The organism is Halomonas bluephagenesis (assembly GCF_054790765.1).
The window spans coordinates 1,491,344-1,515,442 of the sequence record NZ_CP133631.1; the positions used below are offsets into that span (position 1 = coordinate 1,491,344).

At 53.1% G+C, this 24,099-nt stretch carries 21 protein-coding genes; 13 read left to right on the forward strand and 8 right to left on the reverse strand.

What is annotated here, in order from left to right; genetic code table 11:
* Nucleotides 1–2: 2 nt before the first annotated feature.
* From REH51_RS06570 to mtnA, 3 genes are all read right to left on the reverse strand, one after another.
* Nucleotides 3–398 (reverse strand): response regulator, encoded by a 396-nt coding sequence (locus tag REH51_RS06570; RefSeq protein ID WP_009722838.1) that lies wholly within the window; start codon nt 396–398, stop codon nt 3–5.
* A gap of 50 nt (nt 399–448) precedes the next feature.
* Nucleotides 449–1,846 carry a sensor histidine kinase gene (locus REH51_RS06575; RefSeq protein WP_498937263.1) on the reverse strand — a complete coding sequence of 466 codons (1,398 nt, stop codon included), beginning with the start codon at nt 1,844–1,846 and terminating at the stop codon, nt 449–451.
* Nucleotides 1,847–1,989: 143 nt separating this feature from the next.
* On the reverse strand, nt 1,990–3,018 hold the full coding sequence (mtnA, locus tag REH51_RS06580; RefSeq protein ID WP_009722840.1) for an S-methyl-5-thioribose-1-phosphate isomerase: 1,029 nt from the start codon (nt 3,016–3,018) through the stop codon (nt 1,990–1,992).
* Between the two features lie 75 nt (nt 3,019–3,093).
* On the opposite strand from mtnA, the gene mtnB reads away from it, so the two are divergent.
* Genes mtnB through REH51_RS06595 form a run of 3 tightly spaced genes read left to right on the forward strand, consistent with a single transcriptional unit; the run spans nt 3,094 to nt 4,951 of the window.
* Nucleotides 3,094–3,684: a methylthioribulose 1-phosphate dehydratase gene (gene mtnB, locus REH51_RS06585; RefSeq protein ID WP_009722841.1), complete on the forward strand. Its 591-nt coding sequence runs from the start codon at nt 3,094–3,096 to the stop codon at nt 3,682–3,684.
* Nucleotides 3,681–4,367, forward strand: coding sequence for an acireductone synthase (mtnC, locus tag REH51_RS06590; protein ID WP_009722842.1), 687 nt, complete (start codon nt 3,681–3,683; stop codon nt 4,365–4,367). Before mtnB ends, mtnC begins: the two co-directional genes overlap by 4 nt.
* 35 nt (nt 4,368–4,402) lie before the next feature.
* Complete coding sequence (locus REH51_RS06595; protein ID WP_009722843.1) at nt 4,403–4,951, forward strand: 1,2-dihydroxy-3-keto-5-methylthiopentene dioxygenase; 549 nt, start codon at nt 4,403–4,405, stop codon at nt 4,949–4,951.
* Nucleotides 4,952–5,318: 367 nt separating this feature from the next.
* On the opposite strand, the gene mtnK is transcribed toward REH51_RS06595, so the two are convergent.
* The 3 genes from mtnK to REH51_RS06610 all read right to left on the reverse strand — a co-directional run bounded on the left by mtnK (nt 5,319) and on the right by REH51_RS06610 (nt 8,899).
* A complete protein-coding gene (gene mtnK, locus REH51_RS06600) occupies nt 5,319–6,581 on the reverse strand; it encodes an S-methyl-5-thioribose kinase (protein ID WP_498937265.1) in 1,263 nt (420 codons plus the stop codon).
* A 94-nt stretch (nt 6,582–6,675) separates the two neighbouring features.
* Nucleotides 6,676–7,872, reverse strand: a complete 1,197-nt coding sequence (locus REH51_RS06605) for a GGDEF domain-containing protein (RefSeq protein WP_009722845.1) — start codon at nt 7,870–7,872, stop codon at nt 6,676–6,678.
* Nucleotides 7,873–8,146: 274 nt separating this feature from the next.
* Nucleotides 8,147–8,899, reverse strand: a complete 753-nt coding sequence (locus REH51_RS06610; protein WP_009722846.1) for a DeoR/GlpR family DNA-binding transcription regulator — start codon at nt 8,897–8,899, stop codon at nt 8,147–8,149.
* A 148-nt stretch (nt 8,900–9,047) separates the two neighbouring features.
* On the opposite strand from REH51_RS06610, the gene REH51_RS06615 reads away from it, so the two are divergent.
* Genes REH51_RS06615 through REH51_RS06635 form a run of 5 tightly spaced genes read left to right on the forward strand, consistent with a single transcriptional unit; the run spans nt 9,048 to nt 14,313 of the window.
* Nucleotides 9,048–10,028 carry an ABC transporter substrate-binding protein gene (locus REH51_RS06615; protein WP_498937267.1) on the forward strand — a complete coding sequence of 327 codons (981 nt, stop codon included), beginning with the start codon at nt 9,048–9,050 and terminating at the stop codon, nt 10,026–10,028.
* A 2-nt stretch (nt 10,029–10,030) separates the two neighbouring features.
* Nucleotides 10,031–11,731 (forward strand): ABC transporter permease, encoded by a 1,701-nt coding sequence (locus tag REH51_RS06620; protein ID WP_498937269.1) that lies wholly within the window; start codon nt 10,031–10,033, stop codon nt 11,729–11,731.
* On the forward strand, nt 11,719–12,777 hold the full coding sequence (locus REH51_RS06625) for an ABC transporter ATP-binding protein (RefSeq protein WP_009722849.1): 1,059 nt from the start codon (nt 11,719–11,721) through the stop codon (nt 12,775–12,777). The genes REH51_RS06620 and REH51_RS06625 overlap by 13 nt, the downstream gene beginning before the upstream one ends.
* Entirely contained in the window at nt 12,774–13,856 is a 1,083-nt protein-coding gene (locus REH51_RS06630) for an MBL fold metallo-hydrolase (RefSeq protein ID WP_498937271.1), read from the forward strand. Before REH51_RS06625 ends, REH51_RS06630 begins: the two co-directional genes overlap by 4 nt.
* Before the next feature lie 10 nt (nt 13,857–13,866).
* Complete coding sequence (locus tag REH51_RS06635) at nt 13,867–14,313, forward strand: phosphatase domain-containing protein (RefSeq protein ID WP_009722851.1); 447 nt, start codon at nt 13,867–13,869, stop codon at nt 14,311–14,313.
* Here REH51_RS06635 and REH51_RS06640 read toward each other — a convergent pair.
* Nucleotides 14,279–14,848, reverse strand: a complete 570-nt coding sequence (locus REH51_RS06640; protein ID WP_009722852.1) for a PadR family transcriptional regulator — start codon at nt 14,846–14,848, stop codon at nt 14,279–14,281. The genes REH51_RS06635 and REH51_RS06640 overlap by 35 nt on opposite strands.
* A gap of 120 nt (nt 14,849–14,968) precedes the next feature.
* On the opposite strand from REH51_RS06640, the gene REH51_RS06645 reads away from it, so the two are divergent.
* Entirely contained in the window at nt 14,969–15,337 is a 369-nt protein-coding gene (locus REH51_RS06645) for a DUF2306 domain-containing protein (protein WP_009722853.1), read from the forward strand.
* Between the two features lie 70 nt (nt 15,338–15,407).
* On the opposite strand, the gene REH51_RS06650 is transcribed toward REH51_RS06645, so the two are convergent.
* The gene (locus tag REH51_RS06650; RefSeq protein WP_009722854.1) at nt 15,408–17,003 is read right to left on the reverse strand and encodes a solute:sodium symporter family transporter; all 1,596 of its coding nucleotides are present in this window, start codon (nt 17,001–17,003) and stop codon (nt 15,408–15,410) included.
* Nucleotides 17,004–17,483: 480 nt separating this feature from the next.
* Here REH51_RS06650 and REH51_RS06655 point away from each other — a divergent pair, with 480 nt between their 5' ends.
* Genes REH51_RS06655 through REH51_RS06670 form a run of 4 tightly spaced genes read left to right on the forward strand, consistent with a single transcriptional unit; the run spans nt 17,484 to nt 24,079 of the window.
* The gene (locus REH51_RS06655; protein WP_498937273.1) at nt 17,484–19,511 is read left to right on the forward strand and encodes a methyl-accepting chemotaxis protein; all 2,028 of its coding nucleotides are present in this window, start codon (nt 17,484–17,486) and stop codon (nt 19,509–19,511) included.
* A 10-nt stretch (nt 19,512–19,521) separates the two neighbouring features.
* The gene (gene cheB / locus REH51_RS06660; protein ID WP_498937275.1) at nt 19,522–20,589 is read left to right on the forward strand and encodes a chemotaxis-specific protein-glutamate methyltransferase CheB; all 1,068 of its coding nucleotides are present in this window, start codon (nt 19,522–19,524) and stop codon (nt 20,587–20,589) included.
* The gene (locus tag REH51_RS06665) at nt 20,586–21,938 is read left to right on the forward strand and encodes a CheR family methyltransferase (RefSeq protein WP_498937277.1); all 1,353 of its coding nucleotides are present in this window, start codon (nt 20,586–20,588) and stop codon (nt 21,936–21,938) included. Before cheB ends, REH51_RS06665 begins: the two co-directional genes overlap by 4 nt.
* Nucleotides 21,938–24,079, forward strand: a complete 2,142-nt coding sequence (locus REH51_RS06670) for a hybrid sensor histidine kinase/response regulator (RefSeq protein ID WP_009722858.1) — start codon at nt 21,938–21,940, stop codon at nt 24,077–24,079. Before REH51_RS06665 ends, REH51_RS06670 begins: the two co-directional genes overlap by 1 nt.
* Nucleotides 24,080–24,099: the final 20 nt, after the last annotated feature.

Consider the following 24,099-nt stretch of genomic DNA (forward strand, 5'->3'; position numbering starts at 1 on the left):
CTTTAACGTTTACGCAAAAAACGGCGTAAGCGCGCCAATAGCTCATCTGGTTGGAACGGCTTAGTGACATAGTCGTCCGCTCCCAACTCCAGCGCACGGACAATGTCCGCTTCCCGTGCCTTGGCGGTTAGCATTAATACGGGCACATCCTCCCACGCAGGTAACGCACGCAATCGAGCAAGCACTTCTAAACCATCATGGTAAGGGAGCATAATATCTAGCAGAACAAGATCGGGCACTTGGCTATTGTTCGTCCCAATGGCAATTCGTTCTAGCGCTTGCTTGCCATCCTCGGCATGCTCTACTTGGTAGCCGTTCCGCTCCAATATAAAGCGCAATAGAAAAGCGATATCCTCTTCATCCTCGACCATTAAAATGGTGGCAGTCGCTGATGGCATAAACATTCCTTACATTAGTTATGTCATATTATTAATTATTGATGCGTAAACTAAGTATTGCTAATTATAGGTAACCGAAACCAAAAACAGCTTCCTTTGGACGGCTCTGAGTCAAAACCAATGGTTCCTCTCATCTCCTCTACAAGGGCCTTAGTAATTGCCAATCCTAGCCCAGCCCCCCCTGTACGTCGCCGATCTGAGCCATCTGCCTGGGCAAAACGATCAAATACGCGGGGCTGAAATTGCAGCGGAATGCCATTACCATTATCGCTAACGCTTACTTCAAACCAACGGCTATCCACTCGCCTTGCATTAACTTGCACATCCCCACCTTGAGGAGAGTGTTTGCACGCATTTGAAATCAGGTTAGCCATTACCTGGGCAAACCGCTCTGGATCTACTTCAACGAGATCACTATCCTCGATTGGCTCTGCCAACGCGTTGCTAAAAGGAGGGGTTAACACCGAGGAGCCAAAAATCAAGGAAACGCCAAAATTGGCTGCATAAGGCTGATTAATAGCCACAGCCAGTTCTACTAATGACTTAAGTGACACTAACTGCCATTGAAAGGTCAGCTGTCCGCTTTCAAGCTTTTCGATATCTAAGATATCATCAATTAAACGCTTTAAGCGCTGACCATTACTGTTCGCCACGGCGACCAAACGCTGCGCATCATTATTTAGCGAACCATCAATACCACTATGCAACATATCTAAGGCGCCCAAAATCACGGTTAGTGGCGTACGTAACTCATGGCTCACTGTAGAAACGAATGTCTGTTGCATCGTCATGATTCGCTGGCGATGACGCCACTGACTGATAATAGACATACTAGTAATCATTAAAAGCAGCGCCACAAAGGCAGCTCCAGCCCCCCACAGCCATCGCGATTGGTGAGCTTGGCGGGGAGCCTTCTGGGTCTGTGTATTTAAGTACTCGCGCTCGCGCTGCTCAAGGACATTGAGATGGCCACGCAGATGATCCATCGTCTGTCTACCGCCTGCCGCTAACAACCTCAATGCTGCTGCCTCCATACCATCACTTTCTCGCACAGCAATGTTATCCTCAGCAATCTGAATACGACGAGCCACTAAAACATCGAAACTTTCCAAGCGCCCAATATTTATCTCAGTCAATGCCGTTAACTGCATCAATCGGTTGAGCTTATCTTCTATCTTTGCTCGAGCTTGCTGGTAAGGCAGCAAATAGGCAGGCTGACCAGTAATTACATAGCCACGCTCACCCGTCTCTAGGTCTAGTAACGTTGTTTGGAACGCTTGGATCAGAGTGATGGTTTCAAGGTGTTTATGAACAGCAGCATTGGACGTTAAAAGCGCTTCTTGTACACGCACGCCCTGCCACCCCAACGCTATTAAAATAAAAGCCGCCAATATCAGAGCAAGCAACTGAAAGCGGCGTAGTAATAGGTGGGCAATATGCTTTGTCAATGTAACTCCAGAGAAAGACTATTTAATCAATGGGAACCCTCATATTTATAGCAGTACCATTCTTTATTATCACTGACTAACACCGCCCTTTTTGAGCTCAGACAATTGGGGCGCCACTTCGCCTGTAATGACAGGGATGGCGATTATCTTTCTCCCCGCCCTTGGCAGTGTTCGCCACGCGCTATCGCGGCGGCATCGAAGATGCCGGTGTCCAGTACCCAGGCGGTGACAAGCGTAGCGGGTGTCACGTCAAAGGCAGGGTTCCACACGGGGGCATTTTCGGGAGCCCAGACGACATCACCAAAAGCGCCGGAAGCACCACGGATTTCTGCCGCATCGCGCTGTTCAATCGGAATATCACTGCCGGATGCGCAGGCAGGATCCACCGTGGTGTAAGGCGCAACCACGTAAAACGGCACGTTATGGTAGTGGGCGGCAACGGCGAGCATGTAGGTGCCCACTTTGTTGGCGAAGTCGCCGTTGGCGCAAATTCTGTCGGCACCGACCATGACTTTATCGACTTTCCCTGCGGCCATCAGGCTGGCAGCCATGCTGTCAGCAATCAGTTGGTAGGGAATATCTAGGTCAGCCATTTCCCAAGCGGTTAAACGGCCACCCTGGAGCAGCGGACGTGTTTCATCCACATACACATGCAGCGCCACACCGCGTTGCTTGGCGATTGCCAACGCGCCAATGGCGGTGCCAACGCCTGCGGTAGCAAGCGCCCCGGTATTACAGTGGGTCAGGACGCGGTCACCTGATTGCAAAAGGTCAGCTCCCCGCTCGGCCATACGCTGACAAAGCGCGCGGTCTTCTGCAAACAATTCAGCGGCACGCTCAGCCAAGGCGGCAACCCCTTGCTCAAAGCAGGCTTCCATGGCATCCAGGCAGTACATCAGGTTCACCGCGGTGGGACGCGTGGCACGTAAGCGATCACTGACAGACTGCCAATCACCGTTTGGATGGCGCGCGGCAGTCTGCGCCAGCACAAAGGCAGCGCTCAAGCCAATCAGCGGCGCGCCACGAATCGCCAGGTTTTTAACCGCACTCTGCCACGCGTCGGGCGTGTCGCAACGCTGCCACTGCTCAGCCTGGGGCAACCGAGTTTGATCCAAGTACTCAAGGTTATCGGCATAGACCCGTAAACTGCGTGATTGAAGAAGTGGGGGCATCGTTGGGCTCCTTAATATCAGGCGCGAAGCTTATCATATAGAATGACGGCCATTAGAAGAGGCGACGCAGACCCTATGATGACGCTACAAACTGAATTGCTGAATGCCATTTCATGGGCGGCGCAGCAAGGCTGGACGCCAGCCACCGGCGGTAACTTTTCCGCCCGTACCGAGTCAGGCTATTGGGTCACCGCTTCCGGGCGCGATAAGACTCGTATTCAAGCCGAAGACCTGCTGCTGTGCGACCTGGATGGCCGGGTGCTATCAGGCGATGGTAAGCCGAGCGCGGAAAGTGATCTTCACGCTGCGCTTTATCGGCTAGACCCGACCATCAACTGCGTGCTGCACACCCATACGTTAGCCAGCACTGTGCTGTCACGGCGCTTTCCAAACGGCATTGAGCTAAGTGGCTTTGAAATGCAAAAAGCCTTAGCGGGCAACGTGACTCATGATGCCTCGGTTCTTTTACCTGTGGTACCAAATTCCCAAGATATGGACGAGCTAGCGGAGCATGTACGCCTCGGCTGGCCGATGCCCTGGGGCTTTTTGGTGGCGGGGCACGGTATTTATGCCGTGGGCGATAGCATCGCTAGTTGCCGTCGGCACTTGGAAGCCATTGAATTTTTACTGTCCTGTGTACTTGAAGAGAGCCGGTGGTCTAAATGAATAACCCAGCTGTTCGCGCCGTTGTAACCGATATCGAAGGCACCACCACGGATATTAACTTTGTGCATAAGGTGCTGTTTCCCTACGCCCAGGCCAAGCTGCCCGACTTTCTACGCGCGAATGCAGACACACCTGCGGTTGCCGAGCAAATTAGCGCCGTGCGCAGTGAAATGGGTGACCCTGATGCCACGCTGGATGCTGTCATTGCGCAGTTGCTGCATTGGATCGAGACCGACCAAAAAGCCACGCCGCTGAAAGCACTGCAAGGCATGGTGTGGGCGGACGGCTATCAGCGTGGCGATTTTAAAGGCCACCTGTATAGCGACGTCGCCCCGGCGCTGCGCCAGTGGCAGCAGGCAGGCAAGGCGCTGTACGTCTACTCATCAGGTTCCGTGCAGGCGCAGAAGCTGCTGTTTGGCTACAGCGATGAAGGCGACTTAACCCCCCTGTTTAGCGGCTACTTCGACACTCATATTGGCCATAAGCGCGAAGCCACGGCCTACCAGCGAATTATCGCTGAGCTTGACCTACCGCCGGAAGCGGTGCTGTTCTTGTCGGACGTGGTCGAAGAGTTGGACGCCGCCAAGCAGGCGGGCATGCAAACCCTGCAGTTAGTTCGCGAAGGCACCCAGGCGGGCAACACCCACGCGTGCGTTACCCGCTTTGATGAAATTGCCCTTTAGCCTTTATGGCCCATCACCTTTAAGGAGAGCCTACGATGTCGCAACTGAAAGTATTTGCTGATCAGAACCCTAACGATGCCCTGCTAGACATCACTGACGGCGAGCAGATAACTGCTGAGCTGAACAAGGTGGGTGTGCTGTTTGAGCGCTGGGCAACGCTGGGCGAGATCGCCGACGATGCCACCCAGGAAGACATTTTGGCGCTCTACCAAGACGATATCGACCGGGTGAAAGCCATGGGCGGCTACCAAACCGTTGATGTGCTGCACATGGTGCCCACACACCCAGACAAAGACGCCATGCGCCAGAAGTTCTTAAACGAGCACCGCCATCACGAAGACGAAGTGCGCTTCTTCGTTAAAGGCCAGGGGCTTTTCTGCCTGCATATTGAAGACAAGGTGTATCAGGTACTGTGTACCCGCAATGACCTGATCAGCGTACCCGCGAACACGCCCCATTGGTTTGATATGGGCCCAGCGCCAGAATTCACTGCGCTGCGCTTCTTCGATAACGTTGAAGGCTGGGTGCCTCACTGGACAGAGAGCGATATCGCCGGGAAATTTGATCGCTTGGATCAGCTTTGATTAGTGAATAGTAAATCGTAAGTAGTGAATCGTGGGAGGCAGTTGTAGCGCGGCGTAAGCGTCAGCGCACCCGCGGAAGCAGCGCGCTAGCGGTGCCGAAGGTGGCACCGAGGCCGGATCAGGCGCGGAGGCATTATCCAGGCGGCTGGCGCCGCCGTCGCGGGTGCCTCATACGCTCGTCCCTCGCGAGATTCGTTACACTGCGCTACTGGGCTTAACAATAGTTGAGTTGGGCTCATTATGTAGCGCGGCGTAAGCGTCAGCGCACCCGCGAAGCAACGCGCCAGCGTTACCGAGGTTGGCACCGAGGCGGGATCAGCCACAGTGCCATTATCGAGAAGCCCATTATATCGAGAGGGGTAAGAGTTTATAACACCTCTTGCTGGTTATACGCCCTGGCTAAATCCGCCAGCGCGGTAAGGTCACTATAGGCTTCTGGCTCCCTAATTAACGCTTGGCCCATCAGCACATTGCGTGCCTCCAGCTTGGCGCGAAGGGCAGTATCTTCAATCTCTTCAAAGTCAGCATTGTGAGCCAGCGATAAAACGCGACGATGCATTTCAATGCCGCAGTAAGCCAGCGCATCCAAACGAATCTCTTCCAGCAATGCATCACAGGCGTCATCGGCGCTGTTACCCTGGGCTTCAAACAGCGCTTTCGGAAACAGTATACCGGTGCGCTCGGTTTGCCACAGGTGGCGGAACTCAGCATCAAAGCGGGTAAAGCACGCCTCTATCACCTCAAGAATCCACGCTTGGTACGGCTCAAGTTCATCGGCTTGGCGATGGGCGGGCTGACTGAAGTAGGCCATCAAGAAGTTGGCGACGGCCATTCCTAGGTCAAAAGCCATAGGGCCATACTGGGAAAACTCGGGATCAATCACCCGCACATCGGACTCGGTGGCCATAATTGACCCAGAGTGCAAATCACCGTGCAGCATGGTTTCGGTATTCGCGGTGAACTTCATCAACAACCGCTGCACCTTGGCTTTTAAGCGCGTATTACGACGCAGCTCATCCACTACCGGCGAAAGCTCCGGCGTATGGCGGTTCATTTCGGCGCCGTAATAGGGGTCGGTAAATACCAGTGATTCCGTTATCGCAGGGATCGCAACGTTGCCTGAAAACAGTCCCACGTCGACTTTTTTCTCAGGGCTGCTTAAGGAGAGTTCCGAGCCACGAAACGCCATCCGAGCGCAGAACTCACCGATGGTTTCGCCAAGCTGAGCAACCCGCTCACCGCTGATCAGCTTGCGGCGCAGAATCGTGTGGGGGTATAGATACTCCATGACGATCAGCGCTTGGGGCTTGTCGAAATAAAACACTTCTGGCGCTATGCCCGGCGCACGTTGAGCCTGACGCACTAAGGCGTAATATTCAAAGTGGGCACGGTAAAGCGGCAGCGGCCAGCTCTCGCCTACCATACGAACATAAGGCAGCGCTTGTTTTACCACCACGCTTCCTGCACTTCCCGATACAATGAATACCAGGTTGAGATTGCCATCCCCCACTTCGCGAATCTGCCACTGCCCAGGGTTGCCGCCCACTCGGCTTGCCACTTCCTCTACATCACCTAGCCGCTGTGCCAATGTATCGACATTCAATGCCTGATAGGGCTGCTCGTGTGCCACTATTTGATTCCTCACGAAAAATGATGCTTGTTTGTCATACCCCAGCAGGGTTGTCAAATGGGCGGCTTCTTAGCCGTATTAATACTGTTATTAGTCACTCGACATTCGCCATCCAAACGCAGTTACGGCCTCGCCGTTTAGCTTCATACAGTGCTGCATCAGAATGGGCCAAAAAATCGTCTGGCGTGAAACGCTTTGTCGGGCGTAGCAGTGCCGCACCTATGCTGACAGTTACAAGACGCTGCTCATGACAACCCTCATTAGGGATATATAACGCTTCAATGCTATGCCGGATGCGCTCCGCCGCTTGCCTGACTGCTTGTAGCGTTGCATTAGGCATCAGCACCACAAATTCCTCGCCCCCAAAGCGCACTACCAAATCGGAATCACGGCTATTGGCCTGTATGGTGGTCGCCACTTGGCGTAGGCACTGATCACCTTGTAGGTGACCATAATAATCGTTGTAGGCTTTAAAGAAATCGATATCGATTACCATAAGGCCCAAAAAATTATGTTTATCAATAGCTTCCTGCCATCTTAACGGAAAAAGCGTATCAAACTGACGCCGATTGGCGATATTGGTTAATGGGTCTGTAACCGACAGTCGAGATAGCTTCCGATTGTCTTCTAAATAATAGCCAGACCATATTTTTTCTTTTAAAACAAGAAGGTATGCCGTCCTCTCGCTTCGCTCAAGACGGTAATTAGCAAATAGTGTAAACAGCGCTTTAGCAACGATAGAAAACATCGCCAATCGCTTTGCTTCTTGTGGCATGGGGTCATAGTCCACAATAAACACCAGCATTATCAAAACACCAATGCCGGATGACACACAGGCATAGCTAAAACGAAGCGGATAAATAATATTTCCCACTACCAAAATAAGACCAAAAGAAAAAACATCTAAATAAGAATAAGGCTCTGTTGAGGTTGAAAAAATCAAACATGAAACCAACATGGCAACCACAATTGTCGTCGCCATTAATGTTTCACGTATGGCTGGGGCAACACCACGATAAACCCACCACAGAATCGTCAAACCAATAGGCAGCATCACGCCTATTCTTAACTGCACCGCCGTAACAAAAGAGTCAGGCCGAAAGCTATAATCATTGATGAGAAACAAACTATAAATAGAGGCGGCTATCAGCCCTGCCACAACCATGTTGCGGCTACGGTGTTGCTGAGTATCAGCTTCGAAACGCGACTCAACCTCATCTGTAAACTTCAATCGCCAAGGGCTTTTTTCCAGCTCTTCATCCACGGCCGTAAGCAGCGCATCATTAATCATCCCTTGCCCCTCTACCGCTTGAGAGATTTTCTTTTGATTGCATCACCATGAAAAATCGAGGTTACCACCTCCACGCTTAAACAGTGTGCCACACTACCGTTTAGTTAATAGCAAACTTCTTTCAGTTTTAAACAAAACCCTATGTTACTGATACTTCAAGAACAATGACTAATGGATCTGATACCGCTAATAACTTATATAACAATTCGCTTCCATTTATATGTCTACTTTAACCAGCTAAAAAACCGGTCATGATATTTAAGAGGCATCATCATTAGCTTAAAAATCTCACCCCGCGGGCTGCCAAAGGGCTGCGCAGCCTATCGGGGAGCGGGCTATCAGTAATCACCGCATGGTAATCAGCAAGCTGACCGGCGGCACAGCGCAGCGGCAGGTCGAATTTGGTTTTATCCAGCACCAGGATACGGTATGCAGCGTGTGATAGCAGCGCTTCGCGAGCCATGACCTCGTCATCATTGTAGTCATATAAATGGCCATGACTGTCCATACCGCCCACTGAGACGATGCCGACATCCACTCGATAGCGCTGAAAGAAGCGCCAGGCATCGCCGCCAATCACATCTTGATCTCGGCGTCGTACCCGCCCCCCTGCCACCACCAGCTCACACTCCAAGGTGCACAATTTGATGAGTGCATGCAGGTTATTGGTCATAATCTGCAAACCTTGTTTGTCACGCAAGGCATCAGCCAACTGTTCTACCGTGGTACCCGTGCCTAAAAATAGCGATTGGTGATGCTGAATCAGTGAAGCGGCTTGGCGGGCAATCTGGCGCTTACCCGCTTGATTAACGATTTGGCGCTGATCGTAGCCAATATTTTCCTGATCAGGAAATGGCAACACTTCCCCGTGGCGCCGCAATACCAGCCCTTGCTCCGCTAAAACACGAACATCCCCACGCAATGTTTGTACCGACACATCAAACTGGCTAGCCAGCGACTCCAGAGGCTGGCGACCTTGCTGACGAACCTGCGCCAACACGGCACGACGGCGCTCGTTTAAGCCCATTATTTTCTTCACGTTGACGACCAATTAAGTAACGAAAGCTATTTTTTGACAGGCGAAAGCCTATCGCCATCAAACGAAAGCGTAGTGTCACGATGTTGTAAGCCGATGACAGTAGTGTGATCAGTGTTCACCTACTGGAGGTTTTATCATGTTGAAGCGCTCACTCTGCACTGCCGTTACACTTGCAAGCTTTGCTCTATCGTCGTCGCTGCTGGCTGATGACAAATTGGTGCTCTATCCCAGCCAGCCCAATAGCGACGCCCAGCAAACCGTGGATGCCTTTCAGGCTGCCTATCCCGAGATTGATGTGGAGTGGGTTCGCGATGGCACTACTCGTCTGATGACTCGCCTACGCTCAGAGCTTTCCGCTGGTGTCAGTAACCCAGACGTACTGTTAATTGCTGACAGCATGACCATGACCTCGCTCAAGCAAGAGGGCCATTTGCAGGCTTACCTCAGCCCAGAGCGGGAGGCTTATGACGAGGCGCTATACGATCCGGAAGGCTACTTCTACGGCACCAAACTGATCACCACGGGGATTGTGTATAACACCGCTGCCGAGCATCAGCCGCAGCGTTGGCAAGATCTGACGGGGCCTGACTATGAAGACCTTGTAACAATGCCAAGCCCGCTCTATTCAGGCGCAGCGCTTATTCATATGGCAGCGCTGAGCGACCACCCCGATCTTGGAATGGGCTACTACGAGGCACTGCAAGCTAATCGTGCAGAAGCTCAGGGCGGTAATGGCGGCGTGTTCAATGCCGTTGCCTCAGGCACGAAGCCCTACGGCATCGTGGTGGATTTCCTACCGATTCGCGAGGCAGCCAAAGGCTCTCCGGTTGAGTTTGTCTTCCCCGAAGAGGGCGTTAGCGCGGTCACTGAGCCCGTCGCAATTATGCAGGGCGCCAACAACCTGGACGCAGCACAGAAGTTTGTTGATTTCGTGCTTTCCCAACAAGGCCAAGAACTCGTTAGTCAGCAAGGTTACCTACCCGCCCACCCTGCCGCTACGCCGCCTGAAGGCTTTCCCGCCCGTGATGCTATCCAGCTAATGCCGATCAATATTGAGCAAGCATTGGAGCAGGAAGAAACGTTGAAGCAGCGCTTTAGCGACCTGTTTGGCGGCTAACCATGACACCGTCGCTTAACGTTGGCAGCCAGCACCGCTGGCTGCTCAGCCTAATCACACTCACGGTGGTGTTGTTAAGCCTTGCACCCAGCATACGGCTACTGGTAGAGGCACTTAGTGACCTTGGCCAAGGAAGTGAATCACCGCTGTGGAAAGTGCTCAACGCGGCGAGTACTTGGCGAGCGTTGTGGCACAGTGTGTATACCTCAGGACTTGGCATGCTGATTGCCTTGATGCTGGTTAGCCTGTTCGCCTTCGTGATTACCCTGACCGATATCCGTGGCAAAGCGTGGTTAGTGTTCTGCTTTATGCTACCGATGATGATTCCCCCCCAAGTGACGGCGCTGAGCTGGCTACAGCTGTTCGGCCCCGCCAGCCCGTTGCTGAAAAGCATTGGTATGGCTCCGCCGCTGGGTAGCCCTCAGCCGCTCTACTCGGCGGAAGGCATTGCTCTGTTGTTGGGGATTCAAAGCGCACCGCTGGTCTTTTTAGCGCTGCGCACCTCTCTGATCTCGCTACCCCGCGAGCTTATCGAAGCTGCCCGCATCAGCGGCGCGCGCCAGGCCCAAGTCTGGGGGCAGATTATTTTGCCAGTCACTCGGCACGGTTTAATTGCCGGGGCGGCGATGGCGTTTATTTCTAGCCTGGGCAACTTCGGCATTCCTGCCATGCTGGGGATTCCAACGGGCTACTACGTCTTACCTACTTTGATTTACCAGCGCATGGCTAGCTTTGGCACCGGCGTGCTGGCAGAAATGGCGGCGCTCTCGTTATTGATTGGTGTACTGGCTCTGGCGGGGGTTGCCCTTCAACAATACTGGATGAATCGTAGCCGCTTTGGCTTAGGCGGCCATAGTGGTCGCTCTCATGACTTTACCCTAGGCCGCTTTCGGCCAGCGGTGACGACCGTGCTAGTCAGCGTTTTACTGGTGATTCTCGTCGCACCACTTGCGGCGCTGGTGGTCAGCTCGTTGGTGCCCGCCATGGGGGTTCCCCTTAGCTTCGATAGCGTGACATTAAACGCCTATCACGAAGTGATTGGCCGCCAAGGCGCCACTTGGCGCGCTGTGCGCAATAGCCTATGGCTGGCAGGCGGTGCCGCGCTGGTGCTTATGCTGTGCACCCTGCCGCTGGCGTATCGCTTGCAGCGGCTGCCTCCGCGCCTCCAACAGCTCACGCTCAGCGCTATTGAACTGCCCTACGCACTACCTGGTGTGGTGCTGGCGATCGCCTGCATTTTGCTGTTCGTACGCCCTTTGCCGCTGATCAACGTAGCGCTCTACGGCACGCTCGGGCTGATCTTTGTGGCCTATCTGGCGCGCTTTTTAGTGGTATGCCTCAAACCCGTTAGCGCCAGCCTGGCCCAGCTTGCCCCCTCCTTAGAAGAAGCCGCACAACTGGCGGGGGCAGGCCCATGGCGACGGCTAACCACGATCGTACTGCCGCTGATTGCACCATCGCTATTTGCCGGGGGACTATTGGTCTTCCTGCTGGCGGTGAACGAGCTGACGGTATCGGCACTGCTTTGGAGCGCTGGCAACGAAACGCTGGGCGTATTGATTTTTAACCTTGATGAGGGCGGTGAAAGCGTGCTGGCATCGGCGGTATCGGTACTGGTGGTCCTAATGGTCGCCACACTGATGCTGTCGCTCAGCCTGCTCGCCCCTCGTTTACCCAAAGGAGTCGTGCCATGGCAGGGCTAACGATTCAACAGGTTACCAAACAGTTTGGCGACCACCGCGCGGTCAATGACCTCTCGCTAGAGATTGAACCGGGGGAGTTTGTGGCACTACTGGGCCCCAGCGGCTGCGGTAAAACCACCATGCTGCGCATGCTGGCGGGATTCGAGAACGTCAGTGGCGGCGAAATACGCCTGAACGATACGCTGCTAGCCAGCTGCCAGCACCATGTGCCACCAGAACAGCGCAACATGGCCATGGTCTTTCAGTCGTACGCGCTCTGGCCGCATATGAACGTGGCCGATAACGTCGGTTACCCACTCAAACTGCGCCGCATTCAGGGCAGTGAGTACCAGCGCCGAGTTGACCATGCCCTGGCACAAGTAGCCCTAGAGCCCTATGCACAGCGTTCGCCCCAGGAGCTTAGCGGTGGCCAACGCCAACGGGTCGCGCTAGCCCGCTGCCTAGTGACTGACCCTGCAGTTGTGTTGTTGGATGAACCGCTGGCCAATCTAGACCGTAACCTGCGTGCGTCCATGGAACACAGCTTTGTAGATTTCCACCGCCGCACCCGAGCGACGATGGTGTACGTTACCCACGATCAAAGCGAAGCCATGGCGATGGCTGACCGTATTGCCGTGATGCGCGACGGCAAACTGGTGCAGTGGGCAACTCCCGAAATGCTTTATCGCGAACCGCGCAGCGAATGGGTGGCAAGCTTTATCGGCCAAGGTAGCCAGTTGGCTATTGCCAACGGCGCACCGGGACAGCGGTTGACAGAAAGTGTCCTAATGCAAGGGATGGCAGCAGCGCAAAACACCCGCTCTCAGTCCACACTTCAGCCCGTATTGGTGCGCCCTGAGCATATTCGCGTAGATGCCCAAGCCCCCAACGAACACGATCTCACCGGGCGCGTCGAGCGGCTGACGTTTCGTGGTGAACGCTATGAGTTGCACCTGCGCTTACCCAACGGCGAAGCGTTGCTGGCTTACCATCACCGCGCGCTTGAGGAAGGTCAGCAAGTCGCTCTGCGGTTATTGGAAGGCTGGTGCCTGGAGCCCGACCAATGAGCGCCCATATTCAAATCTTAAGCGGGCTGGGCGATAAAGGCCCCGCGGCTATCGTGGTCGAAACTAACGGCAAGCGACTACTGCTGGACGCAGGTGGTGCACTGCACCCTGGAGAGTCCATTACTTGGGCAGGCGATTTAGACGTAGATGCGATTCTGGTTAGCCACGACCATATTGACCATATCGGCGGCATTTCAGAACTGCCCGATACCATCCCGCTCTACTGCACGCCCTTAGTCGCGAACGCATTGCCTAAACACCGCGCTTGGCAGCCTTTGCCAGCACGCGGATGCCTAACGGTAGAAGGTATCAAGGTGACCACCGGCCAGGCAGGGCACTCGCTGGGTGGCGTTTGGCTGCATCTGGATGTGGGTGGCGGCATTTTCTACAGCGGTGATGCCTGTTTTGAATCCTGTTTGTTTCCCTTTGATACGCCGCCAACTGCCCGCACCGCGCTATTGGATGCCTCCTACGGCAACTACGACCAGCCCCAGGAAAGCTGTTTGCAGGCTATTCGTCTGCAGCTTGACCAGCCGTTAGTATTACCGGTGCCTGAAACGGGGCGCGCCCTGGAAATGGCGCTGTGGCTGGCGGAAGAGGCCGCCCGCCGTCAGCTCCCTTTCGCCATTGACCCGATTATTCGCGATAACCTCGCCGCACTGCTAGCACTGCCAAGCGACTTACGCCGCCCAGGTCTCGACAGTGCGATTAACGCACTACTAGAACGGCAGAATGCTTCGCAGCCAGTGCTGCAGTTGGTCAGTGATCGCAATGATACGCCCGACCAATGGCCCAATTACCAACTACTGCACACCGGTTACTTAACGCCTGAACGTCAAGCCCAGCTTGCCGCATGCGAGGTGCGTTGTCAGCGCTGGAACGTGCACCTGCGTGCATCCCATCTGGTAGCGCTTGCCGACCAGCTAGGCGCCACTCAGGTAGTCCCGCTATTTACCCCACTCACTGGACACTGCTTAAGCGAATGGCATCAACGCCTGGGGCAGCGGCTGTGTACCCACCGCACCCTAGAGGCTCTTCCGCATCAGGCCACGCGCCCCACCGCCCATTTAACTTTTTAGGAAATTAACGATGTCCGCAGTGATTGTTGATGTTGACGGCACGCTTGCCGAATTCCACCCCACCGATGTACACGAATGGGTTCTTGGCCCCGCCAAGCAGTGGGATCCTTTTTTTGCCCATATGGCCGAAGCGCCGGTGATCGACGCGGTGGCCAAGCTGGTTAAGATCCTAAAGGCCCAAGGCCAGCAGATCGTGATTTGCAGCGGCCGCCCGGATAGCCACCGTGCGCATACCCAGCGCTGGTTAGAGCGTCACACCATTCCCTTCGATGCCATGTATCTGCGCCCGCAAGGCGATGATCATGTAGATGATGAAGAGGTGAAGGCCGCGCTACTCAACCAAATGCGTAGTGACGGCTTTGTGCCTTGGCTGGTGCTGGATGACCGTGACGCGGTAGTCGCCCAATGGCGCGCGCTCGGACTTACTTGCCTACAGTGCGCGCCGGGAGACTTTTAACTAACTTGTGAGGCGTGTTCAGACGCTCTTCCACCCAGACAAGCCAAGTGTGAGTCAAGCGCTGACCTAGCTGCAACGTATACAGCGGCGCACGCTCAGCGTCAGTTAATTGTTCTGGCGCTGAGAACCACATCGTTTCAATGGTCTTATACATAGCTAGCCGTTGTTCAAGCTCCTGCTTTAAAGTCTGAAACTCTTTTTCACGCGCTTCTTCCGGCCATACTTCCCACGCAAAAAATTTCGCAAAAAGAGGTGAACGGACAGGTGCGTGATCGAGCGGCTCCGACAGCCAAGCATGAAGCTCATTAATACCCAGCTCGGTAATCGAGTAGATCTTTTTATCAGGCCGATCTTGCTGCGCGATTGACTCGCATCTCACTAAATCAGCGTTCCGCATCTTGTCTAGCTCTCTGTAGACCTGCTGATGGCTGGCATGCCATACATGGGCCATGCCTGCCTTGAAACGCTGGAGCACGTCATAACCACTGCCCGGCTCACGCCTAAGTGTTACCAGCAACACTCCCCGAAGTGACATATCGCCCTCTCCTTTTTATATGCACATAGTTGCATAATAAATGACCTTTTGACTAAACTATACCTATGCATCTAGTTGCATATAAGCCGCTATTCACAACCTATAAGAAAGAGATTTGGCATGCTTACCCTACACATCACCTCTTCGTTTCTCGCCCTCGCGTTAGGCGCAGGCATACTGTTGCTAGCCAAAGGAACCCGCCAACATAAATACGCTGGCCGTGTTTGGGTTCTAGCCATGGTAAGTTCAGCCATCAGCTCCTTTTGGCTAGGAGGAGGCGTTCTGCCCGTATTTGGTCAACTAGGCCCTATTCACTTGCTATCGGTATGGATACTGTGGGCAGTATGCCAAGCGATTCGCACCGCACGCCGACAGGAAATCACTCACCACCGTGAATGGATTCGCGGGGCTTACATAGGTCTCGTGGTGGCATTTGTAGGAACATTGCTACCTGGTCGTTGGGTTTCAACGCAGCTAGGATTGTGGTGAAAATGCGCTGTAAACACTGACGCCCCGCTAAGCGGGGCGTCAGGCAATATCTGCGTTGTGTTAGCAGTGGTCAGCCTGCGAACGAGGCGTACATAATCACCACCAATACCACGAGTACAATCCCGGTCGGTACGGCGCCTTTCCAAGGGGTGAGATCGACATCACCCGAGTCTTCTTGCACCCAGGCGGTGGCGCGGGGGCGCAGCTTACCAATGATCAGCATTACGGCAACCAACAGTACGAACACAGCGGCGACAAAGTGGAACTCATGCATCACCATCGGCAGCTTGTTAAACGGCGGAACGAAATAGCCTGCGGCGATCAGCAAACAGCCACCTACCAGCGCTACTTTAGCTGCCATTGGAGGCACGCGCTTAGTCAAAAGCCCCACCAGGACAACCGCTAAAATAGGGATAAAGTAAATCGCGTTCATCTTCTGCAGGTAGCCAAACAGGCTGTCTTGACCTGCTAACAGTGGCGCAATAATCATGGTCGTTACGGCCATGATCCAGCCAAATACTTTGCCGGATTTTACGACCTCTTCTTCAGTGGCGTCTTTTTTAAGCACGCCTTTATAAATACCCAAGCTGAAAATCGTGGTAGTGCTATTTAGCGCCGAGTTAAATGAGGAGAGAATCGCCCCCACCATCACCGCAGCAAAAAAGCCTGTTAGGTACGGCGGCAACACGTTGAATACCAAGTGGCCATACGCTTCGTCCGCGCGAACACCTTGATCGGCGTAAAGGTGGTAAGCAATGATCCCCGGCAACACCAGATAGAGCGGGCCTAAAAGTTTAAAGAAACCGGTCAACAATACGCCTTTCTGGCCTTCTGCGAGGTTCTTAGCTGCAAAGGTACGCTGAATAATCTGCTGGTTCGTCGTCCAGTAAAATAAATGCAGCAACAGAACGCCAGTGAAAATAGTTGAGAATGGCACCTGCTGATCAGGGCCACCCATTGAGTTAAATTTACTCGGGTCGCTCTCTTTCAGAATGCTCCAGCCTTCCATGACACCACTGCCATTGCTCACTGCCTGAAGACCGAAATAAACAATAACAAAACCGCCGATTAGTAGTCCCACCCCATTCAACGTGTCCGATACCGCTACTGTGCGCAGGCCGCCAAATAGCGCGTACACTGCGCCAATTAAACCGACTGCCCATACCGTGGCCCACAGCAGCACCGTGCTCGACTCAATGCCGGTCAGACCCTGGAGGTCTAACATGCCCTGTAAACCGATAGCCCCTGAATAGAGGATAATGGGCAACAGCACGACGGCATAAGCAATCAAGAAAATAACGTTGGCAATCAGTTGAGTGCCGTTATCAAAACGTATTGCTAACAGCTGTGGGAGCGTCGCGATACCGCTTTTAAGAAAGCGCGGTAGGAAAAACAGTGCCAATGCAACCAAGGCAATAACCGCGATCACCTCCCAGGCCATGACACTTAGGCCATCGGTAAACGCTGAACCGTTTAGCCCTACCATCTGCTCGGTAGAGAGGTTAGTCATCAGCATTGAGGCTGCAATCAGCGGAAAGGTTAACGTCCTGCCGGCTAGAAAATAGCCACTTGTACTGCGGTGATCATCTCTGCGCGTAATGCGCCACGTAACAAAGGCCACTAGGCCGGTAAAAAAGATAAACGATGCCAGCGTTAGGGCATGCATGGGAAGGTCCTTGGGAATAGTCGCTTATCGACAGGCGACGCAGTGAATGTAGGTAAAATTACCAATATGCGCGGGCATTCTAAGGAGATGAAACGATTCAACTATTATTCTTTAGTAGCAACAAAGAATAAAAGAGGCGTTTTTTTACTACTTTAGCGCTCTTTTTACAAGGCACTAATGAAGTTGGTCACTACAGTAGGCAAGGCTAAGCCACACAGGCGACGCTACACAGTCAGTGCCACAGTGGCATTGCTTCGGCGACCGCTCTTAACGATTGAAATCATCGAATAGCGCAGCACCTTCGCCACATTATTTGCCTATCGTAGGGTATAGCGTTAATGAGAAAACTGGACAGCCTTCATAAAAGCCGCTGAAATCGTCCTATGATATGTGACTAGTAACGTTTTTTAACGCTAAGCAGCCAGCGTTAACACTTCCCTACTTACTAGCGTCAACGGTTAATTTGGAGCGGAAACGATAATGATAGCGCGTTGGAAATCCTTGCCATTACGGTTACGACTGTTTATCTCGTTTGGAACGGTATTGGCACTGGCTATGTTGCTAGCGCTCTATCTACAGGCCCGCTCACATAGTCAGGCGCGCCTGGAAAACTTGCTTAACGAAGAGCTGCCTACTCAAGTAGAGGGCCTTGCCACCCGGCTAACGCTTAGGTTGAGCCCAGCGCTAGCATTGTCGGAAAGCCTAGCCGACAGCTATTTCATTGAGCAGTGGGTGCGCGACGGGCTGCCAGATACCGATCAGCCGGACATAATGCGCTACTTGTCTCGTTTGATGGCACAGCTCGACACCGAACTGTTGTTTATCGCTGCTCAATATCAAGGACGCGGTTACTACTTTCAGTACCGCGATGGAGAGTTCCTGGAGCGTACGCTGCAAGCCCCTGGCGGCGATGATGACTGGTACTATCAATTTACCGATAGCGATGCTGCTTATAACCTAAACCTAGACAGCGATACGTTTTCACCAGAAGAAGCGTTTGTCTTTTTAAATTTCCGTAGCAGTGAACAAGCACTCAATGGCCGCCCACTTATTGTTGCTGGCGCGGGGTTAGATCTTTCTCGACTAGCGCAGCTAATTGAAGACTTCCGACTAGGCGAAACCGGCCGCGCCGCGTTACTAAATGCGGAAGGTGAGCTGCTTATCCGCAGCGATGAAACATCACTTGCAGCACTGCAGAGCAAAGAGACAAGCGGCCTGCCGCAAGGCGAGCATGAACTTCATGTGCGCGAGATCCAACGCGATAACCAAACCCTTTTAGTCTCTACCCGTTGGTTACCCGAATTGCAGCGTTATTTGATGATTGAAGTCTCCAAAGAGGAATATTTAAGCTCTATCAGAGAGCGCTTCTTGGCATCTACCGGCATCGGGCTGCTGATTCTTTTGGTTGGGCTCATTATTTTATATCCACTTACCGGCAGCTTGATTCGTCCACTGACCCGTCTTCAACGCCAGCTCAAAGAGATCACCAACAGCCTTGATCTGTCACGCCGTGTAGCCACCGATGATCAGGCCGAAATTGGCGATTTAGCGAATCAGACCAACGAACTGTTAGCGCGCTTGTCTCGTACCATTATGGCGGTTTCCAACAATGCACTGGCACTGACTCAAGTGGCAGATCGCTTAGCGCAAACGGCGGGGTTATCGGGCATTCAAGGCGGTGACATCAGTCATGAAGCGAACCAGACAATGGCCGCCGCCGTAGAAGAAATGGCCTCGTCAGTGGCTGAAATCACCTCAACCATGGAGGAGCTTTCAACTTCATCTACACAAATCGCTGACCACTCGCAATCCGTGGTAGAAGTCGCTAATCAAACGCTGGAGCGCAGCCGTAAAGGCAGCACAGCGATGCAGCTGCTACAGTCAAAAATGCAGGATATTCGCAGCGACAGCGAGCAGAGCTTGGCAGAAATCATGGCTCTGGGCGCTAAGTCTAAACAAATCAGCAAGGTCATGGAGCTGATTAACACCCTCGCTGCACAAACCAAACTGATTGCTTTTAACGCGGCACTAGAAGCATCAAGTGCGGGCGAGTCAGGGCGCCGTTTTTCCGTTGTTGCAAACGAAATACGTCGTTTGGCGGATAGCGTTACTGACTCAACCCAAGAGATAGAAGGTCACACGGAAGATATTCAAAACGCGATTAACCGTTTAGTTGTCGCCTCTGAAAAGGGGGCGTCTTCGATAGAGAAAGGCGTTGAGGTCAGTATTAATACTGCCCAAGACCTGGATGCACTACTCAAAGCGGCTAGCCAAACCAGTAGCGCAGCACAGCAAATATCACTTTCGACCCAGCAACAGAAAACTGCCAGCAATCAGGTAGTTATTGCTCTACGGGATATCGATACGGCCAGCTCGCGCAATGCACAGTCAGTGCGTAGTATTACCGAGATCAGCCAGGATATGATCAACATGTCAGCAGAGTTAAATGCACTGGTGCAGGAATTTACTCTGGCTCAACAGGATGCAAACCACCAACGCCCTTCGTGAGGATGCCGCGATGAGTGCAATTCGGGTAGTGATGGCGGACGACAGCCAACTAGCACGCGATGTGCTGCGCGACATCCTCACCCGCGATGGTGACATTGAGATTGTTGGTGAAGCCAGCAACGGGCGCGAAGCGGTGGAACTTGCCCGCCGCTTATCGCCGCAGTTGATCACGATGGATCTGAATATGCCGGTAATGGACGGTCTCAGCGCCATTGAAGAAATCATGCATACCAAAGGGGTTCCGATCCTGGTGGTAAGCGACCGTTCTGACGCCGAAACAGCCTACCGTGCACTCGATGTTGGCGCGCTAGAGGTGATGCAGAAACCGACCATTGATGATGAAGACGCACAACGACTACTCGAGCGTGTTCGACTTCTTTCAGGAGTGGCCGTTATTACCCGCCTACGGCGCCGATCAACCTCCGCCATGCCTGTAGCGTCGGTAAACGCACCACCTGTTTATCACCACACTATGCCGAAAGCTTTCCAGCGCATCATCGCTATTGCTTGTTCAACCGGTGGGCCGCAGGCGCTCGCCCATTTACTCAGCAAGCTGCCGGCCAACTTTCCTGCCCCCGTGGTGATTGCTCAGCATATCAGCCATGGCTTCATCGAAGGCATGGCGCACTGGTTGACATCGCTATGTTCGATGCCGGTTCGCGTTGCTCAACATGGCGAGCCGCTCAAGCCGAGCTGTATTTATCTATCGCCATCGGAAAGCAATCTACATGTCACGCCATACCACCGCCTCCAGCTACAGCAAAGCCCAGATAATTCACTTTATCACCCCAGTTGTGATGCGCTGTTAACGAGCGTTGCTGATGTTTATGGCCCGGAGGCTATTGGGGGCATTTTAACGGGCATGGGCCGTGACGGCGTTAATGGCATGCGCGCTATTCACTTATCAGGAGGCAATACCTTTGCCCAAAACGAAGCCAGCTCGGTTATTTATGGCATGAACCAGGAAGCGGTTAGTGCCGGTGTTATCCAGCATGTTATTTCCCTTGATGAGCTACCTGAAAGACTCATTCGTGAGACCAGTGGGCAGCAGTTGTCTAGCTGGACGAAACCGCTATGAGTTCGCTGACTCCGTTCAAGAACTTGGTGCATCGCCGCTGCGGTTTGCACTTAGAGGGGCTCGCTGAAGCCCGCCTCGTAAAAGCAATTGAGGCACTTCAAACAGAAACCAACGTGACCAACACGCCGTCACTCATTGCGCAATTAGAGCAAAACGAAGCGATGTTTGATCGCTTTATTAGTCAGTTAACGGTGAACGAAACCTACTTTTACCGGGAGCCTGAGGCACTCCATTGGTTAGCCGATACGCACCTTCCCCAGCGGTTAGCTGAAAAAGGGGCGCCACTGACTATTTTCAGCGCAGGGTGTTCTTCGGGTGAAGAACCTTACAGTGTCGCTATTGCGCTGTTTGAGCGCTATGGTGAGCGTGCCAAGCAACTCTTTCATATTACCGGTGGAGACGTTGATCAGCAGGTACTTAGTAAAGCCCAAAAAGGCATTTACAGCGGCATGTCGTTTCGAGCACTCAACCCTGCGCTTAAACGCCGCTATTTTCACCCAGAGGGTCGACGCTTCAAGATAGATGATGCGCTTCGCCACTGGGTATCCTTTTGCTCGTTCAACGTATTACAGCCAGAAGCTGACAAAATTGGCCCCTTTGACGTTATCCTATTTCGTAACGTATCGATCTATTTTGACGAAACGCCCCGCCGCGATATACAGCGCCACCTGAAACAACTACTAGTGCCACACGGAGTTTTAATGTGTGGTGTCACGGAAACATTAGGCAACGACCTGGGCGTTTTGGAACTACAGCAGGCTCAGGGGGTGTTCTTCTTCCAAGAAAGCACGCTGCCCAGTGCCTTACCTGCCAATGATGAGCCACCTTATCGCAACGATCCGTTGCCAGACCCAACGGTGTTGTCAGAGACGCCTCCACAACCACCTGAAAACGACCCCGAGCATAAGCCGATGGCATTCTTTAATGAGGCTTTGCAGGAGGCACATCATTTACTGAACCAGAATGCATTTTCAGAAGCAGCCGCGTTACTTTCTAACCTTTTAGCACAGCAGCCCTGGAGTGTGGATGCCTTACTACTGGCTGGTTTAGTCGCTCGTTGGCAGCAGAACTTTGCTGACGCCTACGACTACTTTAAGCGAGCTATTTATGTTGCCCCAGAGTGCTGGCCAGCTCATTTTTTTCAAGCAGAGCTTTTCCGACTAGGCGAACTCAACGATGCCCCCACACAACGACAGCGCGGCTACGCGGCGGTTATTCGCCTACTGGGCGCCTCCAAACAGGCCAATGGTGGGTTGAGTGTCATTGCGCCGCCTATTCCACGGGGGGATGCCTACTTCCTGGCAACTCGCTACCTTAGTGCGCAAGCAACGACACAGGGAGTGGGTTAATGGCACTGGATATTAAACGCTTTATTCAGCGCTTTATTGAAGAAGCGTCAGACCACTTGCCACGGCTGAGGGAGGGTATTGAGGCGCTCGAGCAAGGCGATGCTCATCAAGAACGTATCAATGAGTTATTCCGTACTGCCCATACGCTAAAAGGCTCTTCGCGTATGTTGAAGCTGGCGCCTATTACGGCGATCGCCCACAGCACAGAAGAACTGCTAAGCGCACTACGCGATGGGACACAAACCGCCTCGCCTGACGTCACGAGCCTTCTTAATCAGGCTACGGACGCGCTGTCTGATCTGGTTAGCCGACTTACCCAGGGCGTTTCTCCTGCAGAGCTACCCGAGGCCGACAACCAGCTTTGCCAAGCCTTGGAAAACGCCGCTGCAGGAAAGCTGTCACCCATTTCCTCCACTACTCCTGAAACAGCATCACCCGAAAACGATAACACCGATAACGTAACCCCAGACATTTCACCGCTTGCAGCGAAAAGCCCTGCTCTTCCGGCGCAAGAACTGCGCTTAACCGACACGGTACGAGTGCGCCTTGATCGCTTGGATGACGTTATTCGCCTGATGGGGGAGGTGCTATCGGGGCATCACCATCTGCACTCCCTGGTAGAGCAGGCTCGGAGTCTCGGCGTATCGTTACCCAAAGATCAGCAGGCGCCCTTTAACGCCTTTAGCCGCGAGTTGAAGGACAGCGTTCTTTCCCACGACGGTCTAATGAGTGATCTTCATGACCGAGCTCTGCAGATGCGTATGCTGCCGTTGAGCGTGGTGTTTGATCCCTTATCCCAAATGGCCAGAGACCTTGCCCATTCGCTAGGCAAACAGGTCAATTGCCGTGTTCACGGCAGTGAGATTGAGCTTGACCGACAGATGATAGATCGCCTGTCGGATCCGCTAATACATTTACTGCGAAATGCGTTAGATCACGGCCTGGAAACACCCGATGAACGTGAGGCGGCAGGCAAGCCTACGCGAGGGCAGTTATCGTTAGAGGCATGGCAAGACGGCAGCTGGGTCGTCATTGAAATGCGCGATGACGGCGCGGGTATTTCCCTAGAAGCGGTACGGAACAAGGCGCGCTCCAAGCAACTGCTCAGCGAAGAGCAGTTGCTTACCCTAACCGAACAGGAAACCTTAGAGCTTATTTTCCTGCCCGGCTTCTCAACCAAACCCCTGATTACCGACTTTTCCGGCCGAGGCGTGGGGATGGATGTCGTCAAACGAACGGTCATTGACGAGCTCAACGGTGATTTACGTCTCACCAGTCAACCAGGCCAAGGCACCAACTTTACCTTGCGGCTACCTTTATCGCTGGCCATGATGCGCGTTTTGTTGGTTAACGTGGGCGCTGTCACGCTAGGTGTAACAGCGCCTTATGTGTCGGAACTTGTCGAGCACCCATCAACGAATTTTATCGATGCTGCTGGGCAAAAAACACTGATCCTACGTAACGAGTTTGTGCCGGTCGTTTCACTAGCGGAATTATTGGGTCTTCCCTATACGCCCTCTGATTCTGATAATTTATTGTTACTTGTCGTACATCAACGCCATCAAAAACTTGCGCTAATTATTGATACCTTGGTGGATGAACGCGATATGGTGATTAAGCCATTGCCCGCGCACTTACGCCATTTGTCGCTGGTTTCTGGCATGGTCACCCTGGGGCGCAATACGTTGGTGAGCCTATTGCACGTGCCGACGCTGCTGGAGTATTCGCGCCGCTATGCACCAAGAGTGCTAGCTAAAACGGATCAACCGCTCCAAGCGCATCGTATACTCGTTGTCGATGACTCACTGAACACCCGGGAAATTGAGAAGGATGTTTTAGAAGCTTGGGGATATCAGGTCACACTGGCAGAAAATGGCCGTGATGGCCTTAACAAGGCCCTAGCTGATTCGTTTGATGCAGTGCTCACTGACGTTGAAATGCCTGTCATGGATGGCTTTGCGCTCACCGCAAGTCTGCGAGAAAATGAGATTTATCGTTATAAGCCTATTATCATTATCACATCACGAGAAAAAGAAGCGGATCGCCGACGCGGCATTGAAGTAGGCGCTGATGCGTATATTGTCAAAGGTAGCTTTGATCAGAATAATTTGGTGGACACGCTAAAAGCTCTACTCGGCTAAGCACGCGCCATGACGGAGGT